17 protein-coding genes are annotated in these 16,590 nt (G+C 64.0%); 8 read left to right on the forward strand and 9 right to left on the reverse strand.

Translation table 11 applies throughout. The features are described 5' to 3' along the window. Position 1 precedes the first annotated feature (1 nt). From ACL9RJ_RS20160 to ACL9RJ_RS20175, 4 genes are all read left to right on the forward strand, one after another. Positions 2–946 (forward strand): fimbrial protein, encoded by a 945-nt coding sequence (locus ACL9RJ_RS20160; RefSeq protein ID WP_178989660.1) that lies wholly within the window; start codon positions 2–4, stop codon positions 944–946. A gap of 76 nt (positions 947–1,022) precedes the next feature. Further along, complete coding sequence (locus ACL9RJ_RS20165; RefSeq protein WP_178989658.1) at positions 1,023–1,550, forward strand: fimbrial protein; 528 nt, start codon at positions 1,023–1,025, stop codon at positions 1,548–1,550. A 59-nt stretch (positions 1,551–1,609) separates the two neighbouring features. After that, entirely contained in the window at positions 1,610–2,131 is a 522-nt protein-coding gene (locus ACL9RJ_RS20170; RefSeq protein WP_017125520.1) for a fimbrial protein, read from the forward strand. Positions 2,132–2,202: 71 nt separating this feature from the next. Beyond that, complete coding sequence (locus ACL9RJ_RS20175) at positions 2,203–3,225, forward strand: fimbrial protein (protein WP_017125521.1); 1,023 nt, start codon at positions 2,203–2,205, stop codon at positions 3,223–3,225. A gap of 30 nt (positions 3,226–3,255) precedes the next feature. On the opposite strand, the gene ACL9RJ_RS20180 is transcribed toward ACL9RJ_RS20175, so the two are convergent. From ACL9RJ_RS20180 to dadA, 6 genes are all read right to left on the reverse strand, one after another. After that, positions 3,256–5,178, reverse strand: coding sequence for an acetyl-CoA hydrolase/transferase C-terminal domain-containing protein (locus ACL9RJ_RS20180; protein WP_017125522.1), 1,923 nt, complete (start codon positions 5,176–5,178; stop codon positions 3,256–3,258). 136 nt (positions 5,179–5,314) lie between these two features. Then, positions 5,315–5,731: a c-type cytochrome gene (locus ACL9RJ_RS20185; protein WP_017125523.1), complete on the reverse strand. Its 417-nt coding sequence runs from the start codon at positions 5,729–5,731 to the stop codon at positions 5,315–5,317. 187 nt (positions 5,732–5,918) lie between these two features. Continuing rightward, a complete protein-coding gene (locus ACL9RJ_RS20190) occupies positions 5,919–6,467 on the reverse strand; it encodes a cupin domain-containing protein (protein WP_042935159.1) in 549 nt (182 codons plus the stop codon). 129 nt (positions 6,468–6,596) lie between these two features. Beyond that, complete coding sequence (gene alr, locus ACL9RJ_RS20195) at positions 6,597–7,670, reverse strand: alanine racemase (protein ID WP_177087229.1); 1,074 nt, start codon at positions 7,668–7,670, stop codon at positions 6,597–6,599. Positions 7,671–7,760: 90 nt separating this feature from the next. Next, on the reverse strand, positions 7,761–8,114 hold the full coding sequence (locus ACL9RJ_RS20200; RefSeq protein WP_017125526.1) for a RidA family protein: 354 nt from the start codon (positions 8,112–8,114) through the stop codon (positions 7,761–7,763). Further along, complete coding sequence (gene dadA / locus ACL9RJ_RS20205) at positions 8,086–9,387, reverse strand: D-amino acid dehydrogenase (RefSeq protein WP_103032867.1); 1,302 nt, start codon at positions 9,385–9,387, stop codon at positions 8,086–8,088. The genes ACL9RJ_RS20200 and dadA overlap by 29 nt, the downstream gene beginning before the upstream one ends. A 157-nt stretch (positions 9,388–9,544) precedes the next feature. On the opposite strand from dadA, the gene ACL9RJ_RS20210 reads away from it, so the two are divergent. Continuing rightward, the gene (locus ACL9RJ_RS20210) at positions 9,545–10,033 is read left to right on the forward strand and encodes an Lrp/AsnC ligand binding domain-containing protein (protein WP_017125528.1); all 489 of its coding nucleotides are present in this window, start codon (positions 9,545–9,547) and stop codon (positions 10,031–10,033) included. A gap of 21 nt (positions 10,034–10,054) precedes the next feature. On the opposite strand, the gene ACL9RJ_RS20215 is transcribed toward ACL9RJ_RS20210, so the two are convergent. Next, entirely contained in the window at positions 10,055–10,408 is a 354-nt protein-coding gene (locus ACL9RJ_RS20215) for a YkgJ family cysteine cluster protein (protein WP_422765591.1), read from the reverse strand. 149 nt (positions 10,409–10,557) lie between these two features. On the opposite strand from ACL9RJ_RS20215, the gene ACL9RJ_RS20220 reads away from it, so the two are divergent. Then, complete coding sequence (locus ACL9RJ_RS20220; RefSeq protein WP_178989653.1) at positions 10,558–11,850, forward strand: NAD(P)/FAD-dependent oxidoreductase; 1,293 nt, start codon at positions 10,558–10,560, stop codon at positions 11,848–11,850. Here the strand turns inward: ACL9RJ_RS20220 and ACL9RJ_RS20225 are convergent. Further along, a complete protein-coding gene (locus tag ACL9RJ_RS20225) occupies positions 11,847–12,089 on the reverse strand; it encodes a DUF1127 domain-containing protein (RefSeq protein ID WP_017125531.1) in 243 nt (80 codons plus the stop codon). The genes ACL9RJ_RS20220 and ACL9RJ_RS20225 overlap by 4 nt on opposite strands. A 181-nt stretch (positions 12,090–12,270) precedes the next feature. Between ACL9RJ_RS20225 and ACL9RJ_RS20230 the strand changes: the two genes are divergently transcribed. Next, positions 12,271–13,704, forward strand: a complete 1,434-nt coding sequence (locus ACL9RJ_RS20230; protein ID WP_017125532.1) for a PLP-dependent aminotransferase family protein — start codon at positions 12,271–12,273, stop codon at positions 13,702–13,704. Between the two features lie 60 nt (positions 13,705–13,764). Further along, positions 13,765–15,318 (forward strand): phospholipase D family protein, encoded by a 1,554-nt coding sequence (locus ACL9RJ_RS20235; RefSeq protein WP_244861799.1) that lies wholly within the window; start codon positions 13,765–13,767, stop codon positions 15,316–15,318. Here the strand turns inward: ACL9RJ_RS20235 and ACL9RJ_RS20240 are convergent. Then, positions 15,315–16,463: an MFS transporter gene (locus tag ACL9RJ_RS20240; protein WP_017125534.1), complete on the reverse strand. Its 1,149-nt coding sequence runs from the start codon at positions 16,461–16,463 to the stop codon at positions 15,315–15,317. The two genes, ACL9RJ_RS20235 and ACL9RJ_RS20240, sit on opposite strands and share 4 nt — an antisense overlap. Positions 16,464–16,590: the final 127 nt, after the last annotated feature.

Here is a 16,590-nt window from a genome sequence, read left to right on the forward strand (position 1 = left end):
CATGAAACGCCCCCTCCAGGCAGCGTGTGCGTTGCTGGTCCTCCTGCTGCCCGTGGCAGCCCAGGCCGCGTGCAACTATTACCCGGGCAACCCCCGCAACGGCGTGACGTTTCCAGCGACCATCAGCGTGCCGTCAACTCTGCCCGTGGGAGCCGTGATCGCCAGGGCCCCCTTCGGTGGCCCCTATCCCAGCGGCATCAGCACCTGCAGCCCGCCGATCATGCAGCAAACGGTCGGGCGGTACACCACCGCCGACTGGGTGGCGCTTCCCGGGCTGACGAATGTCTATCGAACCAATGTTCCAGGGATCGGCATGCGGGCCCATGCAACGCTCAGGGGAGGAGTCTTGTATCCCATGCCTCTCCACAGCAGTTCGATTGCCCTGGGCTACACAGCCTACGAACACACGATGTTGACCATGGAGGCGCAGTTCTACAAGATCGGGAACGTATCGAACGGCACGGTCCCCAGCGGCAACCTCATGGTCAACAGCTGGGATGGGCGCACCATCCACACGGTTCTCCTGAACAACGCGGTCAGCTTCGTCGCGCCCACCGCCACCTGCGACCTGGCCACCGGCGACGTCAATCGCACCATCACGCTCGACCCCGTGCAGATCGCCAACTTCACCGGCATCTCCACCGGCGTCAAGCACTTCGACCTGACCGCCACCTGCAGCAACGCCTCGAACGTCACCTTCAGGTTCACCGGCACTCCGGCACCCACCAACCCCGCGCTCTTCGCCAACACAGGCGGTACGGCCGGCGGCGTGGCGTTATGGCTGCATACCCCGAACCAGACGGTCAGCCACAACAGCACCCGGACCGTGGCGGTATCCGCCAACCGGGCCGTGCTGCGAATGGGCGCGGAGTATCACAAGACCACCGGCGCCCTGACCAAGGGCACGCTGGTCAGCACCGTCACCGTCAACATTTCCTACAACTGAGCAAGCCCGTGGTCGGCGGCGTATTTCGTCAACCGCCACGAACCGATCGACTTCCCAACCCATGAGGCCCCCAACAATGAAAGCCCCTCTTTTCGCACTCTCCTTGTGCATCGCCGCGACAACGATCAGCGCCACTGCCCAGGCGGTCCAGACCGGCAGCCTGACCATCCGCGGGACTATCCAGGGCGGTACCTGCCACCTGGCCACCAGTGACGTCAGCCGCACGATCAATCTGCCCAATGTCAAAGTCAGTGACTTCGATAGCGCCGATTGGGCCGGACTGCATGAGTTCAACCTGACCGCCAACTGCGACTCGGATATCAGGAATGTCACCTTCACCTTTGACGGAAAGCCGGCTCCCACCGCGCCCACACGCTTCGCCAACGACGGCAACGCCGCCGGCATTGCCACCGTGATCCAGTCGCGCATCGGCGGATCCGCCTACAACTTCCCGGCCAACGGCACCGCCACCGCTCGCTCGCGAACCATTGCCGCCACCGCTGGCCGCGCGGTACTGCCGATGGGCGCCCACTACATCAGGATCGGCACCGTTTCCAAGGGTTCGTTGCTGACCACGGCCTCCGTGACCATTACCTACAACTGACGCCCCGAACCCTATGTGGAAGCAGCCTCCAGCCGGCCCGCCAGAACGGACTACACCCCATGAAAACGTACCTGATACCCCTGGTGCTGACGGTTACGGCCATCGCCCAAGCCTCGGCCACCGAGGTCCTGAATCCGGGAAACCTGCAGATCAAAGGCACTGTCGAGGGTGGCACCTGCAGCCTGGTTGCCGATGACATCGAGCAGCCCATACGCCTGCCCTCGGTCAAGGTCAGTGACTTCGCCAATACGGACTCGGCGGGTCACAAGCCCTTCGAGCTGAGTGCCCGCTGCGAGTCAGATATCAACAGCGTCACCTTCACCTTCCATGGCACCCCGGCCCCCTCGGATGGTGCCCGGTTCGCCAACACCGGCGACGCCAAGGGCCTGGGGTTGTGGCTGTACTCGCGCCTGGGGGGCGTGCAGCAGACCATTCGCGCCGACGGTCGCGAGAATGTCCGCACCCTGACGCCGAATGCCGGCCTGGCCGTGCTGCCGCTGGGGGCGGCCTACTGGAAATCCGGGGCGGTAAGCGAAGGCACGCTGGAGAGCCTGGCGACTGTGGAAATCACCTACAACTGAGGCAAACAGGTTCACGCAGGCCGCGTGCGCCGGGCCAGGGAACCATCGGTATCAACAACCAGGGGAGGCAAATGAACAAACCCTACAAGGCAATATCCGCGGTGGCGCTGCTCGGGTTCATGTCCGGACAGGCGTTCGCCGCGTGCACGTCTTCCGTCTATCATCCGGGTGGTTATTCCGGTGATATCGGCACGGTCACGGTGACCGATCTCAATGCATCGGTCGGCAGCCCGCTCACCGGCTGGCGGGACTTTCCGAGCGTGACCCACGGCACCAAGCGCGTCAGTTGGTACTGCGATAGCCGCACCGATGTGAAATTCAGTGCCCAGGGGGCTGCCGGCGCGGTATCGACCTATAACGACGGATCTCGATCCTATAGCGTCTACCCCACGGGGATGCCGGGCATCGGCATTGTCTTCAGGACCAACGGTGACACCCAGGTGGGGGCGCACAACATCGTCACCGGTATCCTGAGCAACAACACCCAGCGAACGTACAGCCAGACCAATCTGTCGGCGAGCAACAAGACCTACGCCTATGAAATAAACTACCGGCTGATCAAGACCGGTCCCATCTCCTCCGGCAGCATCGTGCCCCGCGTGATTGCCAGGACGTGGTGGGAACCGGTGCCCTCGCATTTCAACCCGCGGGAATACAATATCCTGCTGGGCAGGGGCACCATCGTCGCTCCGGTTCCCACCTGCGACCTGGCGACGGGCGACGTCAATCGCACGGTGACGCTGGACACCATCCGGCTCTCGAACTTCACCGGCACCTGGCTGGCCAAGAAAACCTTCGAGATCAGCGCCAACTGCCGCAATGCCTCCAACGTGACCTTCAGATTCACCGGTACACCGGCAACCGGCAACGCCGCGCTGTTCAGGAACACCGGCGACGCCGCCGGTGTCGGCCTGTGGCTGTACTCGCGGATCGGCGGCGTCGAATCGACCCTGAGCCACAACGGCTCACGGACCGTGACGGTATCGAGCGATCGGGCAGTGCTGCCGTTGGGCGCGGCGTATCACAAGACCACCGGCACGGTCACCAGAGGCACGCTGGTCAGCACCGTGACCGTCAACATCAGCTACAACTGAGGCAGATGACAGGCCGCGACAGCATGCCGTCTAGTCGGTTGTGGCCTGCAGTCCCGCCAGCAGCAGGCGCTGGTAGAGTTCCTCGCGCAGTCCTTGCGGTTGGGTCAGGCCCATGCGTTGCAGGTGCTCGGGGAATACCGACGGCTCGGGTGCGTCCAGCGTCGCCTTGCCCAGCTCGAAGATTTCGCTCAGCTTGAACTTGCTCTTGAGCCAGTTCAGCGCCCGCAGCAGGTCACGCTCCTCGGCGCTGAAATTGCTGCCCAGCGGATACTCCGGAAACAGCTGCAGGTGCCGCGCCCGGATCGCCTGCAGGCGCTCCGGACGGTTATCGGCAAAACGCGGATCGAGGCGGAAGTCCTTCGGCAGCTTGCCGACCTTCTGCGCCTGCTCGATCAGGCCGGCCTGGAACCGTGAGTCGCTGATATTGAGCAATGCCTCGATCACCGTCGCATCGTTCCTGCCGCGCAGGTCGGCAATCCCGTACTCGGTCACGACGATGTCGCGCAGGTGCCGGGGAATGGTGCAATGGCCGTATTCCCAGACGATATTCGAACTGACCTCGCCCGCGGATTCGCGCCAGCTACGCAGGATCAGCACCGAGCGTGCACCTTCCAGGGCATGTCCCTGGGCCACGAAGTTGTACTGCCCGCCCACTCCGCTGAGCACCCGTCCGTCTTCCAGCTGATCGGCGACACCGGCTCCGAGCAGCGTCATGGTGAAGGCGCTGTTGATAAATCGCGCATCCAGGCGTTGCAGGCGCTTGAGTTCCTCCTGGCCATACAACTCGTTGATGTAGCTGATGGCGGTCATGTTGAACTCGGCGAGCCGCTCCTTCGGCAACTCCCGCAAGCGCTGGTAAAAGCTCTGCGGCCCGAGAAAGAAGCCACCGTGCACGGCGATGCCGCCGACCGCCGTCGTCTCGTCGAGCAGCCCGGCATTGGCCTGGCGCTGCTGGGCGATATCGGCATAGACCTTGCGCCGCACGATCCCCGCATCGGCCAGTACCAGCAGGCCGTTGACGAACATCTCGCTGCATCCGTAGAGCCCCCGGGCAAACGGCTCGGTACCGCCCTGCCGGTCGATCAGCGACTTCCATGGCAGCACGTCGATATCGGCCAGCAGCGCCCGATAGCCTTCGTTATCCGCGTGGCGCGCCAGCAGCGCCGCCGTCAGCGCATCGCCCATGGAGCCGATGCCGATCTGCAGGGTCCCGCCATCGCGCACCAAGGTACTGGCATGCAGGCCGATAAAGTGATCCTGGGTGTCCACGGGCATGTTCGGCGTGGAAAACAGGGTGCTTTGCTCCTGCTCGTCGATCAGCAGGTCGAAGGCGTCACGGTCGATTTCAGAGTCGCCCGGCATGTAGGGCAGGTCGCCATGGACCTGGCCCAGCAGGAGGATGGTTTCACCGGCGGCACGGCGCCTGGCGATCATCGGCAACAGATCGAGAGTGATGTCCGGGTTGCAGCTCAGGCTCAGCCGGTCCGGCTGCCGCGGATCGGCGGCGACCAGCTGGGCCACCAGGTTCAGGCCGCTGGCATTGATATCCCGGGCCGCGTGGCTGTAGTTGCTGCTGACGTAGTCCTGCTGCGCCGCCGCGCTGTTGAGCAGGCTGCCGGGCTGCATGAAGAACTGTTCGACATGGATGTTCGACGGCAGCGCGTCACGATGCAGGTCGGCGAGGAAATCCAGTTCCGGGTAATCACCGAACACCCGCGCCACGAAGGGCTCGAGAAAACGCCGTTGCAAACCATCGCCAAGGGCTGGGCGGCCCAGGCTCAGGGCCGTGTAGATCGTCAGCCGGCGCTCCGGCAACCGGCTGACACGCCGGTACAGGGCATTGACGAAACGATTGGGTTTGCCCAGCCCCAGGGGCATGCCCATGTGGATATGCACCGGCAACCGCGCCAGCACCTCGTCGACCGCTTGCTCGATAGAACAGTCCTGCGCCATTCGATCCTCCCCACCTTTCCCTGAATTGAGGTTGGACCGAGCTTGCCCGGTCTTTGCTGCAAATGACAGCCACAAGATGTAAACGCCAGACACGAAAAAGCCGCTCGAAAGCGGCTTTTTCAGCGCGGGACCCGCGTTATTTCAGGCCGGACATCTTGCCGATGGCGCCTTTGAGCTCGTCATCGGAGCAATCGGCGCAGGTGCCTTTTGGCGGCATCGCGTTGATCCCGGTGATGGCCTTGGCCAGCAGGCCATCCAGGCCGCCCTGTTCCTTGGCACGCTTGCCCCAGTCGGCCGCGTCGCCGATTTTCGGCGCGCCCAGCAGGCCGGTGCCATGGCAGGCATTACAGTGCTTGGCAATCACCTCGTCGGGCGTCTTCGCCCCGCCACCGCCACCGGCCGAGGCTGCAACTTCCATCCCCTTGCATTCCTGGCCCTGTACACAGACCTGGCCGACCGGCTCCAGGCGTTTGGCAATATCGTCGTTCGTCGCAGCTTGAGCGCTGACAGCCCATAGGGCCAACACGGTTGCTGGTACGGCCAGCATTTTCATAATTGGATTCACGCGTACACCCTCAATGGTGGCTAATCACACCCCGAACCACGGTTTCGCAGGCGGGCGTGAGTATAGCGGTAAGACCGCCACTGCGAAACAACCCCTTGAGTTACAGGGGTATTACCCCAGTCGCGTATCCGTACGGCCGGGCGCCTTGAAATCCGTGACCTGGCGCCTCTGGTTCTCAGAAATTCGCGGGTGTCGCTGCGCTGATTAGTCGCGCCGGTGTATCGAACGGATTGCGAAAGCGGTGCGGCTTGGTACTTTCGAAATAGTAGCTGTCGCCCGCTTCGAGCACGAAGGTTTCCAGGCCGACCACCAGTTCCAGCCGCCCTTCGACCAGAATGCCGGTTTCCTCACCTTCGTGAGTCAGCATTTCCTCGCCGGTATCGGCGCCTGGCGGATAGATTTCGTTGAGAAACGCGATGGCGCGGCTCGGATGGGCCCGCCCGACCAGCTTCATGGTCACGGCGCCATCGGAGATATCGATCAGTTCGTTGGCTTTGTAGACGATCTGCGTCGGTTTTTCCTGGAGAATCTCTTCGGAAAAAAACTCGACCATCGACATGGGAATGCCGCCAAGCACCTTTCTCAGTGAGCTGATCGAGGGACTGACGCTGTTTTTCTCGATCATTGAAATGGTGCTATTGGTGACGCCCGCACGCTTGGCGAGTTCACGTTGAGACAGACCTTTCAGTTTGCGGATGGATTGCAGTCGTTCACCGACGTCCAATGCGGCAGCCTCCCAGGGATTCAGGCAATTGTTGTAATTGAGCGATATCATGGCATAGCGTTCAGTATTTACAACACTTTGGCCCGAATCCACTTCGGCAGAACTTTCCGTGAGGCGCTGCGCCAGGCGCTAGCTCCCGGTGTAGAGCCTCGGGACCCGACGCAGGTTGCAGAAGATCTGGTACGGGATGGTCTCGGCGCAGGCGGCCACCTCGCTGGCGAGGATGTTCCGGCCCCACAATTCCACGGTCGAACCGAGCCCGGCCTGGGGCACGTCCGTCAGATCGACACACAGCATGTCCATCGATACCCGTCCCAGCAGTTGGCTGCGCTGCCCGGCCACCAGCACCGGCGTGCCGGTCGGCGCATGGCGCGGATAACCGTCGGCGTAGCCCATCGCGACCACACCGACCCGCATCGGCTTGGGCGTGATGAACCGCGCCCCGTAGCCCACCGGCTCGCCAGCCGGCAGTTCGCGCACGCTGATGATTTTCGACTCCAGGGTCATGACCGGCTGCAAGCGCGCCGCCACCGGATGTTCCTCGCCGAACGGCGTGGAGCCGAACAACAGGATCCCCGGACGTACCCAGTCGCTGGGAATGCTCGGCCAGCCCAGCACCGCCGGGGAATTGCGCAGGCTGACTTCTGCCGACAGGCCCTGGCGCGCCGCCTCGAATACGGCGACCTGCTCGTCGCTGCGCTGGCAGCCCAGTTCATCGGCGCGGGCGAAGTGGCTCATCAGCACGATCTTCGCCACCTTGCCACTGGCCAGCAGGCGCTGGTAGGCCGCCTGGTAGTCCGCCGGGTGCAGGCCGACACGGTGCATGCCCGAGTCCAGCTTCAGCCAGACGGTGATCGGCGCACCGACCGCCGTCCGCTCGATGGCCTCCAGTTGCCACAGCGAATGCACCACGCACCAGAAATCGTGCTCGACGATCAACGCCAGCTCGTCGGCTTCGAAAAAGCCTTCCAGCAGCAGGATCGGCGCGCGGATGCCCGCAGCGCGCAACTCCAGCGCTTCCTCGATGCAGGCCACGGCAAAACCGTCGGCCTCGGCTTCCAGGGCCTGGGCGCAACGCACCGCACCATGTCCATAGGCATCGGCCTTGATCACGGCGAGGGCCTTGGCCCCCGATATTTCACGGGCCAGCTGGTAGTTGTGGCGCAAGGCCTGGAGGTCGATCAGGGCACGGGCAGGACGCATGGCGGCAGACTTCTGGACGGTCGGTTGGGAATAAAAAACCGGCACGACAAGCGGTGTTGCCACACGCCGTGCCGGGAGAGGGATCTTGCGTTAAGGCAGGGCGGCCACGACGGACAGCTCGACCAGGATTTCCGGTTCGCAGAGCTTGGCCTGCACCGTGGCACGGGCCGGGGCCACGCCCTTGGGCAGCCACTTGTCCCAGACCGAGTTCATCCCGGCGAAATCGGCATCGACGTCTTTCAGGTAGATGGTCACCGACAGCAGCTTGGTCTTGTCGGTGCCCGCCAGGTCCAGCAAACGCTCGATATTGCCCAGGGCTTCACGGGTCTGCGTCTCAATCCCGGCGCTCATGTCGTCGCCGACTTGCCCGGCCAGATACACGGTCCCGTTGTGAACGACGATCTGGCTCATGCGCTCATTGGTGAGCTGGCGCTGGATTGACATGTCTTGCAGTCTCCTGGTGATTGCCATAACGGGAAATATCGAGGCCTTCTGCGCTGATCTGCGGCGTTTTCTTCGCCATCAGGTCGGCCAGCAGGCGACCGGAACCACAGGCCATGGTCCAGCCGAGCGTACCGTGGCCTGTATTCAGGAACAGATTGCGGAACGGCGTGGCGCCCACGATCGGGGTGCCGTCGGGGGTGGTCGGACGCAGGCCGGTCCAGAAACTGGCCGCCTGGAGGTCGCCGCCCTGAGGATAGAGGTCGTTGACGATCATCTCCAGTGTTTCGCGCCGACGTGGGTTCAGCGACAGGTCAAAACCGGCGATTTCCGCCATGCCGCCAACGCGGATACGGTTGTCGAAACGGGTGATCGCGACCTTGTAGGTTTCGTCGAGAATGGTCGAGGTCGGAGCCATTGCCGAATTGGTGATCGGCACGGTCAGCGAGTAACCCTTGAGCGGGTAGACCGGTGCCTTGATCCCCAGCGGCTTGAGCAACTGCGGCGAATAACTGCCCAGGGCCAGGACGTAGCGGTCGGCGGTTTCCAGCTTGCCGTCGATCCACACCCCGTTGATCCGGTCACCGGCGTAGTCGAGACGCTGGATATCCTGTTCGAAGCGGAATTCCACGCCCAGCTTGGCAGCCATTTCGGCCAGGCGGGTGGTGAAGATCTGGCAGTCGCCGGTCTGGTCGTTCGGCAGGCGCAGGGCACCGGCGAGGATATCGGTGACGCTGGCCAGGGCCGGTTCGACGCGGGCAATGCCGGCGCGGTCGAGCAGTTCGTAGGGCACGCCGGACTCTTTCAGCACCGCGATGTCCTTCGCCGCGCCGTCCAGTTGCGCCTGGGTGCGGAACAGCTGGGTGGTGCCCAGGCTGCGGCCCTCGTAGGCAATGCCGGTTTCGGCGCGCAATTCGTCGAGGCAGTCACGGCTGTACTCGGACAGGCGGACCATGCGCTCCTTGTTCACCGCGTAGCGGCTGGCGGTGCAGTTGCGCAGCATCTGCGCCATCCACAGGTACTGGTCGACATCGGCGGTGGCCTTGATCGCCAGCGGCGCATGGCGTTGCAGCAACCACTTGATGGCCTTGAGCGGCACGCCAGGCGCGGCCCACGGCGAGGCATAACCCGGCGAGACCTGGCCGGCGTTGGCGAAGCTGGTTTCCATGGCGGCGGCAGGCTGACGGTCGACCACCACCACTTCAAAGCCGGCCCGGGCCAGATAATAAGCGCTGGCGACACCGATGACGCCACTGCCCAATACCAGAACTCGCATGTGTATGTCCCTCAATCGCGGCCAGCTGCCGATGTTTGTTGTTCAGAGCGAAGATGCGCGCAGTGTAAAAAACAATAGCCAGTGCTTTTCACTATATAACCGCCTATATTTGGCGAGAATTCTCGGCAATATGGCTTTTCACGGAGGCGCATCCCCTATGCGAACCAACCACCAGACCAAACGCGAGCTGGACAAGATCGACCGCAACATCCTGCGGATCCTCCAGGCCGACGGGCGCATCTCGTTCACCGAGCTGGGGGAAAAGGTCGGTTTGTCCACCACACCCTGCACCGAGCGGGTCCGGCGGCTGGAACGCGAGGGGATCATCATGGGCTACAACGCCCGGCTCAACCCGCAGCACCTCAAGGGCAGCCTGCTGGTGTTCGTCGAGATCAGCCTCGACTACAAGTCCGGCGACACCTTCGAGGAATTCCGCCGCGCCGTGTTGAAGCTGCCGCATGTGCTGGAGTGCCACCTGGTCTCGGGTGACTTCGACTACCTGGTCAAGGCACGGATTTCCGAGATGGCGTCCTATCGCAAGCTGCTGGGCGATATCCTGCTCAAGCTGCCTCATGTGAGGGAGTCCAAGAGCTATATCGTGATGGAAGAGGTGAAGGAGAGCCTGAACCTGCCGATTCCGGACTGATCCGCCGAACGATCCATGGGCTCAGACCAGGACCTGGCGGGTGCTGGCGATGTACTCGTGTACCTGCTTCTCGGCACGTGGATGAATCATTTCAACCGGACGCCGGCCATTGGGGCACGGCAGGCTCGGCGTGGTGCCGAACAGGCGGCAGATCAACGGTCGCTCGTCATACACCGTGCAACCGTTCGGCCCCAGGTGCACACAGTTCAGTTCGTTCAGCGCCGCTTCCTGTTCGGCCGCGGTCTTGCGCGGCAGAAGGGCCATTTCCTCCGATGAGGTGGTCACCGGCCCACAGCAGTCGTGACAACCCGGCACGCACTCGAAAGACGGGATCTGCTGCCGGAGAAAGCGGATTTTCTGGCTGTTGCAGCTCATCGGGGCGATTACCGGAGACAGGGATGGGTAAGAATTCTGCCTGAAAAGCCCGACAGCAGACAGCGGTAGCCGCCCCGCGGTTGCCCGCCCGCAAGAGTCCGGCTTATCCTCCGTAAAATTTTCCAAACACAAAAATCAGGATCATGCACATGAACGCCCCTGCCCGGCACACCACCTCCTACTACGCCGCCAGCAGTCACCCGCAGCCGGAATATCCGCTCCTGCAAGGTGAGGTGCAGGCCGATGTCTGTGTGGTCGGTGGCGGTTTCTCCGGGCTCAATACCGCCATCGAACTGGCCGAGCGCGGCCTGAGCGTGGTCCTGCTGGAGGCGCGCAAGATCGGCTGGGGTGCCAGCGGACGCAACGGCGGGCAACTGATCCGCGGCGTCGGCCATGGGCTTGAGCAGTTCACCGACATCCTCGGCCAGGACGGCGTACGGCAGTTGAAGCTGATGGGGCTGGAGGCCGTGGACATCGTCCGCCGGCGCATCGAGCACTTCCAGATCGACTGCGACCTGACCTGGGGCTACTGCGACCTGGCCAACAAGCCCCGCGACCTCGAAGGCTTCGCCGAGGACGCCGAGGAACTCCGGCAACTGGGCTATCGCCATGCAACCCGCCTGCTGCAAGCCCATGAAATGCACAGCGTGGTCGGCTCCGAGCGTTATGTCGGCGGCCTGGTGGACATGGGCTCCGGTCATCTGCACCCATTGAACCTGGCGTTGGGCGAAGCGGCCGCCGCCACGCAACTGGGGGTGCGGCTGTTCGAGCAGTCGGCGGTGACCCGTATCGATTACGGCCCCGAAGTGCGGGTGCACTGCGCCCAGGGTTCGGTTCGCGCCAAGACCCTGGTGCTCGGCTGCAACGCCTATCTCAACGGGCTCAACAGCGAACTCGGCGGCAAGGTGTTGCCCGCCGGCAGCTATATCATCGCCACCGAGCCCCTGAGCGAAGCCCAGGCCCGCTCGTTGCTGCCGCAAAACATGGCGGTCTGCGATCAACGGGTCGCGCTGGATTACTACCGGCTATCGGCCGACCGTCGCCTGCTGTTCGGGGGGGCCTGCCATTACTCCGGGCGTGATCCGCAAGATATCGCCGCCTATATGCGACCGAAAATGCTTGAGGTGTTCCCGCAACTGGCCGGGGCCAGGATCGATTACCACTGGGGCGGGATGATCGGTATCGGCGCCAACCGGCTGCCACAGATCGGTCGCCTGAAGGATCAGCCCAACGTGTATTACGCCCAGGCCTATGCCGGGCACGGGCTCAACGCCACCCACCTGGCCGGCAAGCTGCTGGCCGAAGCCATCAGCGGCCAGCAGAGCGACGGCTTCGACCTGTTCGCCCGGGTGCCGCATATCACCTTCCCGGGCGGCAAGTACCTGCGTTCTCCGCTGCTGGCCCTGGGCATGCTCTGGCATCGCCTCAAGGAATTGCGTTAAGACCGCCAGAAAGGTTTCAGGCCTTCCGCCCTTGCCTGCTCCCGACTCAGCCCGATATCCCGCAACTCGTCGGGCGTGAGTTCGAGCAGCACCTTGCGGGTACGCAGGCGATGCCAGAGCAGCTCCATCCGACCCAGCGCGGGCGCGCATTGGCGGACGGAAACCGCACCCGCGTGCTCCTGCTCGATCATCAGTTCCTGACTGCGCAAAACCAGACGCACATCGCTCAAACCGTTCATTGCCGCTGCTCCTTTGTTACTCGGTTGCCATGAGCAGAGAGCATGACGATTCGGGGAAAACCATTACAGATTCAATCTTCCTGTATTATTTCCATACAGAATTGACAAAATCGTCCCTGAATCCTGTATTTTCCACCTATCTGTACTGGTCAACCGTTTCCCTCCTGAGCGAGCACCCGCCATGACCCTCTACATCAACCTCGCCGAACTGCTGGGAACCCGCATAGAACAAGGCTTCTATCGCCCAGGCGACCGTTTGCCTTCTGTACGGGCATTGAGCGTGGAACATGGGGTCAGCCTGAGCACGGTGCAGCAGGCCTACCGGATGCTGGAGGACAACGGCCTGGCCCTGCCCAAGCCAAAGTCCGGCTATTTCGTGCCGACCAGCCGCGAATTGCCGGCCTTGCCGGTGGTGGGGCGCCCGGCCCAGCGGCCGGTGGAGATCTCCCAGTGGGACCAGGTGCTGGAACTTATCCGCGCGGTACCGCGCAAGGACACCGTACAGTTGGGCCGGGGCATACCGGACGTCGGCAGCCCGACCATGAAACCGCTGCTGCGCAGCCTGGCGCAGATCAGCCGGCGCCAGGACCTGCCAGGGCTGGCCTACGACAACATCTACGGCAACCTGGGCCTGCGCGAGCAGATCGCCCGGCTGATGCTCGACTCCGGCTGCCAGCTCGGCCCCCACGACCTGGTGGTCACCACCGGTTGCCATGAAGCGCTATCCGCCAGCATCCGCGCCACCTGCGACCATGGCGACATCATCGCGGTGGACTCGCCGAGCTTCCACGGCGCCATGCAGACCCTCAAGGGCCTGGGCATGAAGGCCCTGGAAATCCCCACCGACCCGATCACCGGGATCAGCCTCGACGCCCTCGAACTGGCGCTCGAACAGTGGCCGATCAAGGCCATACAGTTGACCCCCAACTGCAACAATCCACTGGGCTATATCATGCCGGAGTCGCGCAAACGCGCGCTGTTGCAGCTGGCACAACGTTTCGACGTGGCAATCATCGAGGACGATGTGTATGGCGAGCTGTCCTACACCTACCCGCGTCCACGCACCATCAAGTCCTTCGACGACGATGGCCGGGTCCTGCTCTGCAGTTCGTTTTCCAAGACCCTGGCCCCGGGCCTGCGCATCGGCTGGGTGGCGCCCGGGCGCTACCTGGAACGTGTGCTGCACATGAAGTACATCAGCACCGGCGCCACTGCCCCGCAGCCGCAGCTGGCCATCGCCGACTTCCTGCGCAACGGTCATTTCGAACCGCATTTGCGGCGGATGCGTACGCAATACCAGCGCAATCGCGACTTGATGCTCGACTGGGTCAGCCGCTACTTTCCCGCCGGGACCCGGGCCAGCCGGCCCCAGGGCAGCTTCATGCTGTGGGTCGAGCTACCGGATGGCTTCGACACCCAGCGGCTCAATCGCGAACTGGTGGACCAGGGCGTCCAGGTCGCCGTGGGCAGCATCTTTTCGGCCTCGGGCAAATACCGCAATTGCCTGCGGATGAACTACGCTGCCAAGCCGACGGCACAGGTCGAGGAAGCCGTGCGCAAGGTCGGCGTGGCGGCGACCCGGCTGCTGGCCGAAAACCCGTGCGGCAGCGATTGACCTTTATCCGCCGGACAGCGTCCATATGCCAATACCTGCCATGACTCAGGGCGACTGCGCTTGAAATCCTGTTTGCTGTTGATCGCCCTGCTCTTGAGCGGATGCGCCTCACTGGAAGTTCCCCGAATCCCCAGCCAGGCCTTGCCGGCAGCGGACTCGGCCTTCGGCCGCGCGCTCCAGGCCCAGGCCGCGGCCTACCAGGGGCGCTCGGGCTTTCGCCTGTTGCCCAATGGCGGCGAGGCCTTCCGGGCCCGGGCCGAACTGATCCGCAACGCCCAGAGCAGCCTCGACCTGCAGTACTACATCGTCCACGACGGCCTGAGCACACGGATGCTGGTGGACGAACTGCTCAAGGCCGCCGACCGCGGCGTGCGCGTGCGAATCCTGCTGGACGACACCACCAGCGACGGCCTCGACGACATCATCGCCACCCTGGCCGCCCACCCGAACATCCAGATCCGCCTGTTCAATCCGCTGGACCTGGGGCGCAGCACCGTGGCCACGCGCACCCTGGGCCGGCTCTTCAACCTGTCCCTGCAACACCGGCGCATGCACAACAAGCTGTGGCTGGCCGACAACAGCGCGGCCATCGTCGGCGGACGCAATCTGGGCGACGAGTATTTCGGCGCGCAACCGGACCTGAACTTCACCGATATCGACATGCTCGGCGTGGGACCGGTGGCCGAACAGCTCGGCCACAGCTTCGACCAGTACTGGAACAGCGCCCTGAGCAAGCCCATCGGCGAGTTCCTCTCGCGCCAACCCACCGCTCGCGACCTGGCGGACACCCGCACCCGCCTGGAACAGTCCCTCGACGCCTGGCGCCAGCAGAACCCCGCGCTGTACCAGCGCCTGGCCGATTACCGTTACCGCCCCCGCCTCGACACCTGGCGCCGCGAGTTGATCTGGGCCTGGAACCAGGCCCTGTGGGATGCGCCGAGCAAGGTGCTGGCCAGGAACGAGCCCGATCCGCGCCTGCTGCTGACCACCCAGCTGGCGCCCGAGCTGCAGAATGTCCATACCGAGCTGATGATGATTTCCGCGTACTTCGTGCCCGGCCAACCGGGGCTGGTGTACCTGACGGGACGGGCGGACGCCGGGGTGGCCGTCAGCCTGCTGACCAACTCGCTGGAAGCCACCGACGTGCCGGCGGTGCACGGCGGGTATGCGCCCTACCGCAAGGCGTTGCTGGCACACGGGGTGAAACTCTTCGAACTGCGCCGCCAACCCGGCGACCGTGGCGGCAGTGGCCCGCACCTGTTCCACAGCGGCTCATCCAAGGGCTCGGATTCCAGCCTGCACAGCAAGGCGATGATCTTCGACCGGCAGAAATCCTTTGTCGGCTCGTTCAATTTCGACCCGCGCTCGGTGCTGTGGAACACCGAGGTCGGGGTGCTGGTGGACAGCCCGGAGCTGGCTGAACACGTGCGCACCCTGGCCTTGCAGGGCATGGCTCCGGCCCTGAGCTACGAGCCACGGCTGGAAGCCGGGCAACTGGTCTGGGTCACCGAGGACAACGGCCGGATACATGTCCTGCACCGCGAACCCGGGAGCTGGTGGCGCCGCTTCAATGCCTGGCTCGCCAGCAGCGTCGGGCTGGAGCGCATGCTTTAGGCCGACACGGGCTCCGTCCGGCCAAACGCCCCCTGGCGCAGTACCAGGATCACCAGGCCCAGCGCCCCCGCGGCCATGAACAGCGGCAAGGCATGCCCGCTGATCCACTGGCTGCCCGCCCCCGCGGCCAGCGGCCCGACCAGACAACCGATGCCCCAGAGCTGGGCCACATGGGCGTTGGCGCGGACCAGCGCGTCGTCACGATAACGCTCGCCGATCAGGATCAGCGACAGCGTGAACAAGCCGCCCGCGCTCGCCCCGAACAGCACCCACAGCGGCCAGATCAGCAGGGTGTCGAGCAACAGCGGCACCGCCAGGCTCGACAGCATCAGCGCCACGGCGCAGCCGGTGAACATCGCCCGCCGCGAGATCCGGTCGGCCAAGGCTCCGATCGGCAACTGCAGCAGCGCATCGCCCACCACCACGGTGCTGACCATCGCCAGGGCGATGTCCGCCGTGAAGCCCTGGCGCAGGCAGTAGACCGGCAGCAGTGTCAGGATCATCGCCTCGAAGGCGGCAAACAACGAGATCGCCCAGGCAATCGCCGGCAGGTTCCGACAGAACCCCAGCAGGTCCATCAGGGTCACCCGGCTGGATTCCGAGGTCGGAGCTCCGCTACGGCCCAGCAACAGGAACGGCGAAAGCACCAGCAGGCCCACCCCGACCCAGAAACCGTAGTCGCCTTGGGTGCCCACCGCCGCCAGCAGCAACGGCCCGGACAACTGGCTCAGGGCATAGCTGCTGCCATAGAGCGCCACCAGCCGGCCGCGCCAGCGCTCGACCACCAACTGGTTGATCCAGCTTTCGCCGAGAATGAAGACGATGGTCAGGATCACCCCGATCATCAGGCGCAGCACCAGCCAGACCGGATAACTCGGCAACAGCGCCAGCAGGCCGATGGACAATGCCCCGGCCCACAGACACAGGGCCATCAGCCGCGCCGTACCGAAGTGGGCCGCCAGGCGGCTGGACACACTCGCGCCGACCAGCACGCCAATGGCCGGCATCGCCGCCATGACCCCGATGGCGAACGAACCATAACCCCAGCCTTCCAGCCGCAGCGACACCAGCGGCATGCTCACGCCCAGCGCCAGGCCGACGCTCAGCACAGCGGCCAGGACGGCGAAATAAGTCGCCCAACGCATTTCCACGCTCCTGTGGATAACTCTGTCTGGAGACAACGCAGCCGGACCTCCTTGCGGAAAGTCCGGCTGTGTCTTTTGGATACCTTCGATCGTTCCCATGCTCCGCGTGGGAACGATCGTCAGACGC

Origin of the sequence: Pseudomonas sp. Mn2068, assembly GCF_049319725.1 — a bacterium.
Lineage (GTDB): Bacteria > Pseudomonadota > Gammaproteobacteria > Pseudomonadales > Pseudomonadaceae > Aquipseudomonas > Aquipseudomonas gingeri.

Bases quoted from the DNA above. Each gene is read 5' to 3' on its own strand.
- ACL9RJ_RS20160 (WP_178989660.1), top strand. From the start codon at position 2: ATGAAACGCCCCCTCCAGGCAGCGTGTGCGTTGCTGGTCCTCCTGCTG.
- ACL9RJ_RS20165 (WP_178989658.1), top strand. From the start codon at position 1,023: ATGAAAGCCCCTCTTTTCGCACTCTCCTTGTGCATCGCCGCGACAACG.
- ACL9RJ_RS20170 (WP_017125520.1), top strand. From the start codon at position 1,610: ATGAAAACGTACCTGATACCCCTGGTGCTGACGGTTACGGCCATCGCC.
- ACL9RJ_RS20175 (WP_017125521.1), top strand. From the start codon at position 2,203: ATGAACAAACCCTACAAGGCAATATCCGCGGTGGCGCTGCTCGGGTTC.
- ACL9RJ_RS20180 (WP_017125522.1), bottom strand. From the start codon at position 5,178: ATGGCGCAGGACTGTTCTATCGAGCAAGCGGTCGACGAGGTGCTGGCG.
- ACL9RJ_RS20185 (WP_017125523.1), bottom strand. From the start codon at position 5,731: ATGAAAATGCTGGCCGTACCAGCAACCGTGTTGGCCCTATGGGCTGTC.
- alr (WP_177087229.1), bottom strand. From the start codon at position 7,670: ATGCGTCCTGCCCGTGCCCTGATCGACCTCCAGGCCTTGCGCCACAAC.
- ACL9RJ_RS20200 (WP_017125526.1), bottom strand. From the start codon at position 8,114: ATGTCAATCCAGCGCCAGCTCACCAATGAGCGCATGAGCCAGATCGTC.
- dadA (WP_103032867.1), bottom strand. From the start codon at position 9,387: ATGCGAGTTCTGGTATTGGGCAGTGGCGTCATCGGTGTCGCCAGCGCT.
- ACL9RJ_RS20210 (WP_017125528.1), top strand. From the start codon at position 9,545: ATGCGAACCAACCACCAGACCAAACGCGAGCTGGACAAGATCGACCGC.
- ACL9RJ_RS20215 (WP_422765591.1), bottom strand. From the start codon at position 10,408: ATGAGCTGCAACAGCCAGAAAATCCGCTTTCTCCGGCAGCAGATCCCG.
- ACL9RJ_RS20220 (WP_178989653.1), top strand. From the start codon at position 10,558: ATGAACGCCCCTGCCCGGCACACCACCTCCTACTACGCCGCCAGCAGT.
- ACL9RJ_RS20225 (WP_017125531.1), bottom strand. From the start codon at position 12,089: ATGAACGGTTTGAGCGATGTGCGTCTGGTTTTGCGCAGTCAGGAACTG.
- ACL9RJ_RS20230 (WP_017125532.1), top strand. From the start codon at position 12,271: ATGACCCTCTACATCAACCTCGCCGAACTGCTGGGAACCCGCATAGAA.
- ACL9RJ_RS20240 (WP_017125534.1), bottom strand. From the start codon at position 16,463: ATGCGTTGGGCGACTTATTTCGCCGTCCTGGCCGCTGTGCTGAGCGTC.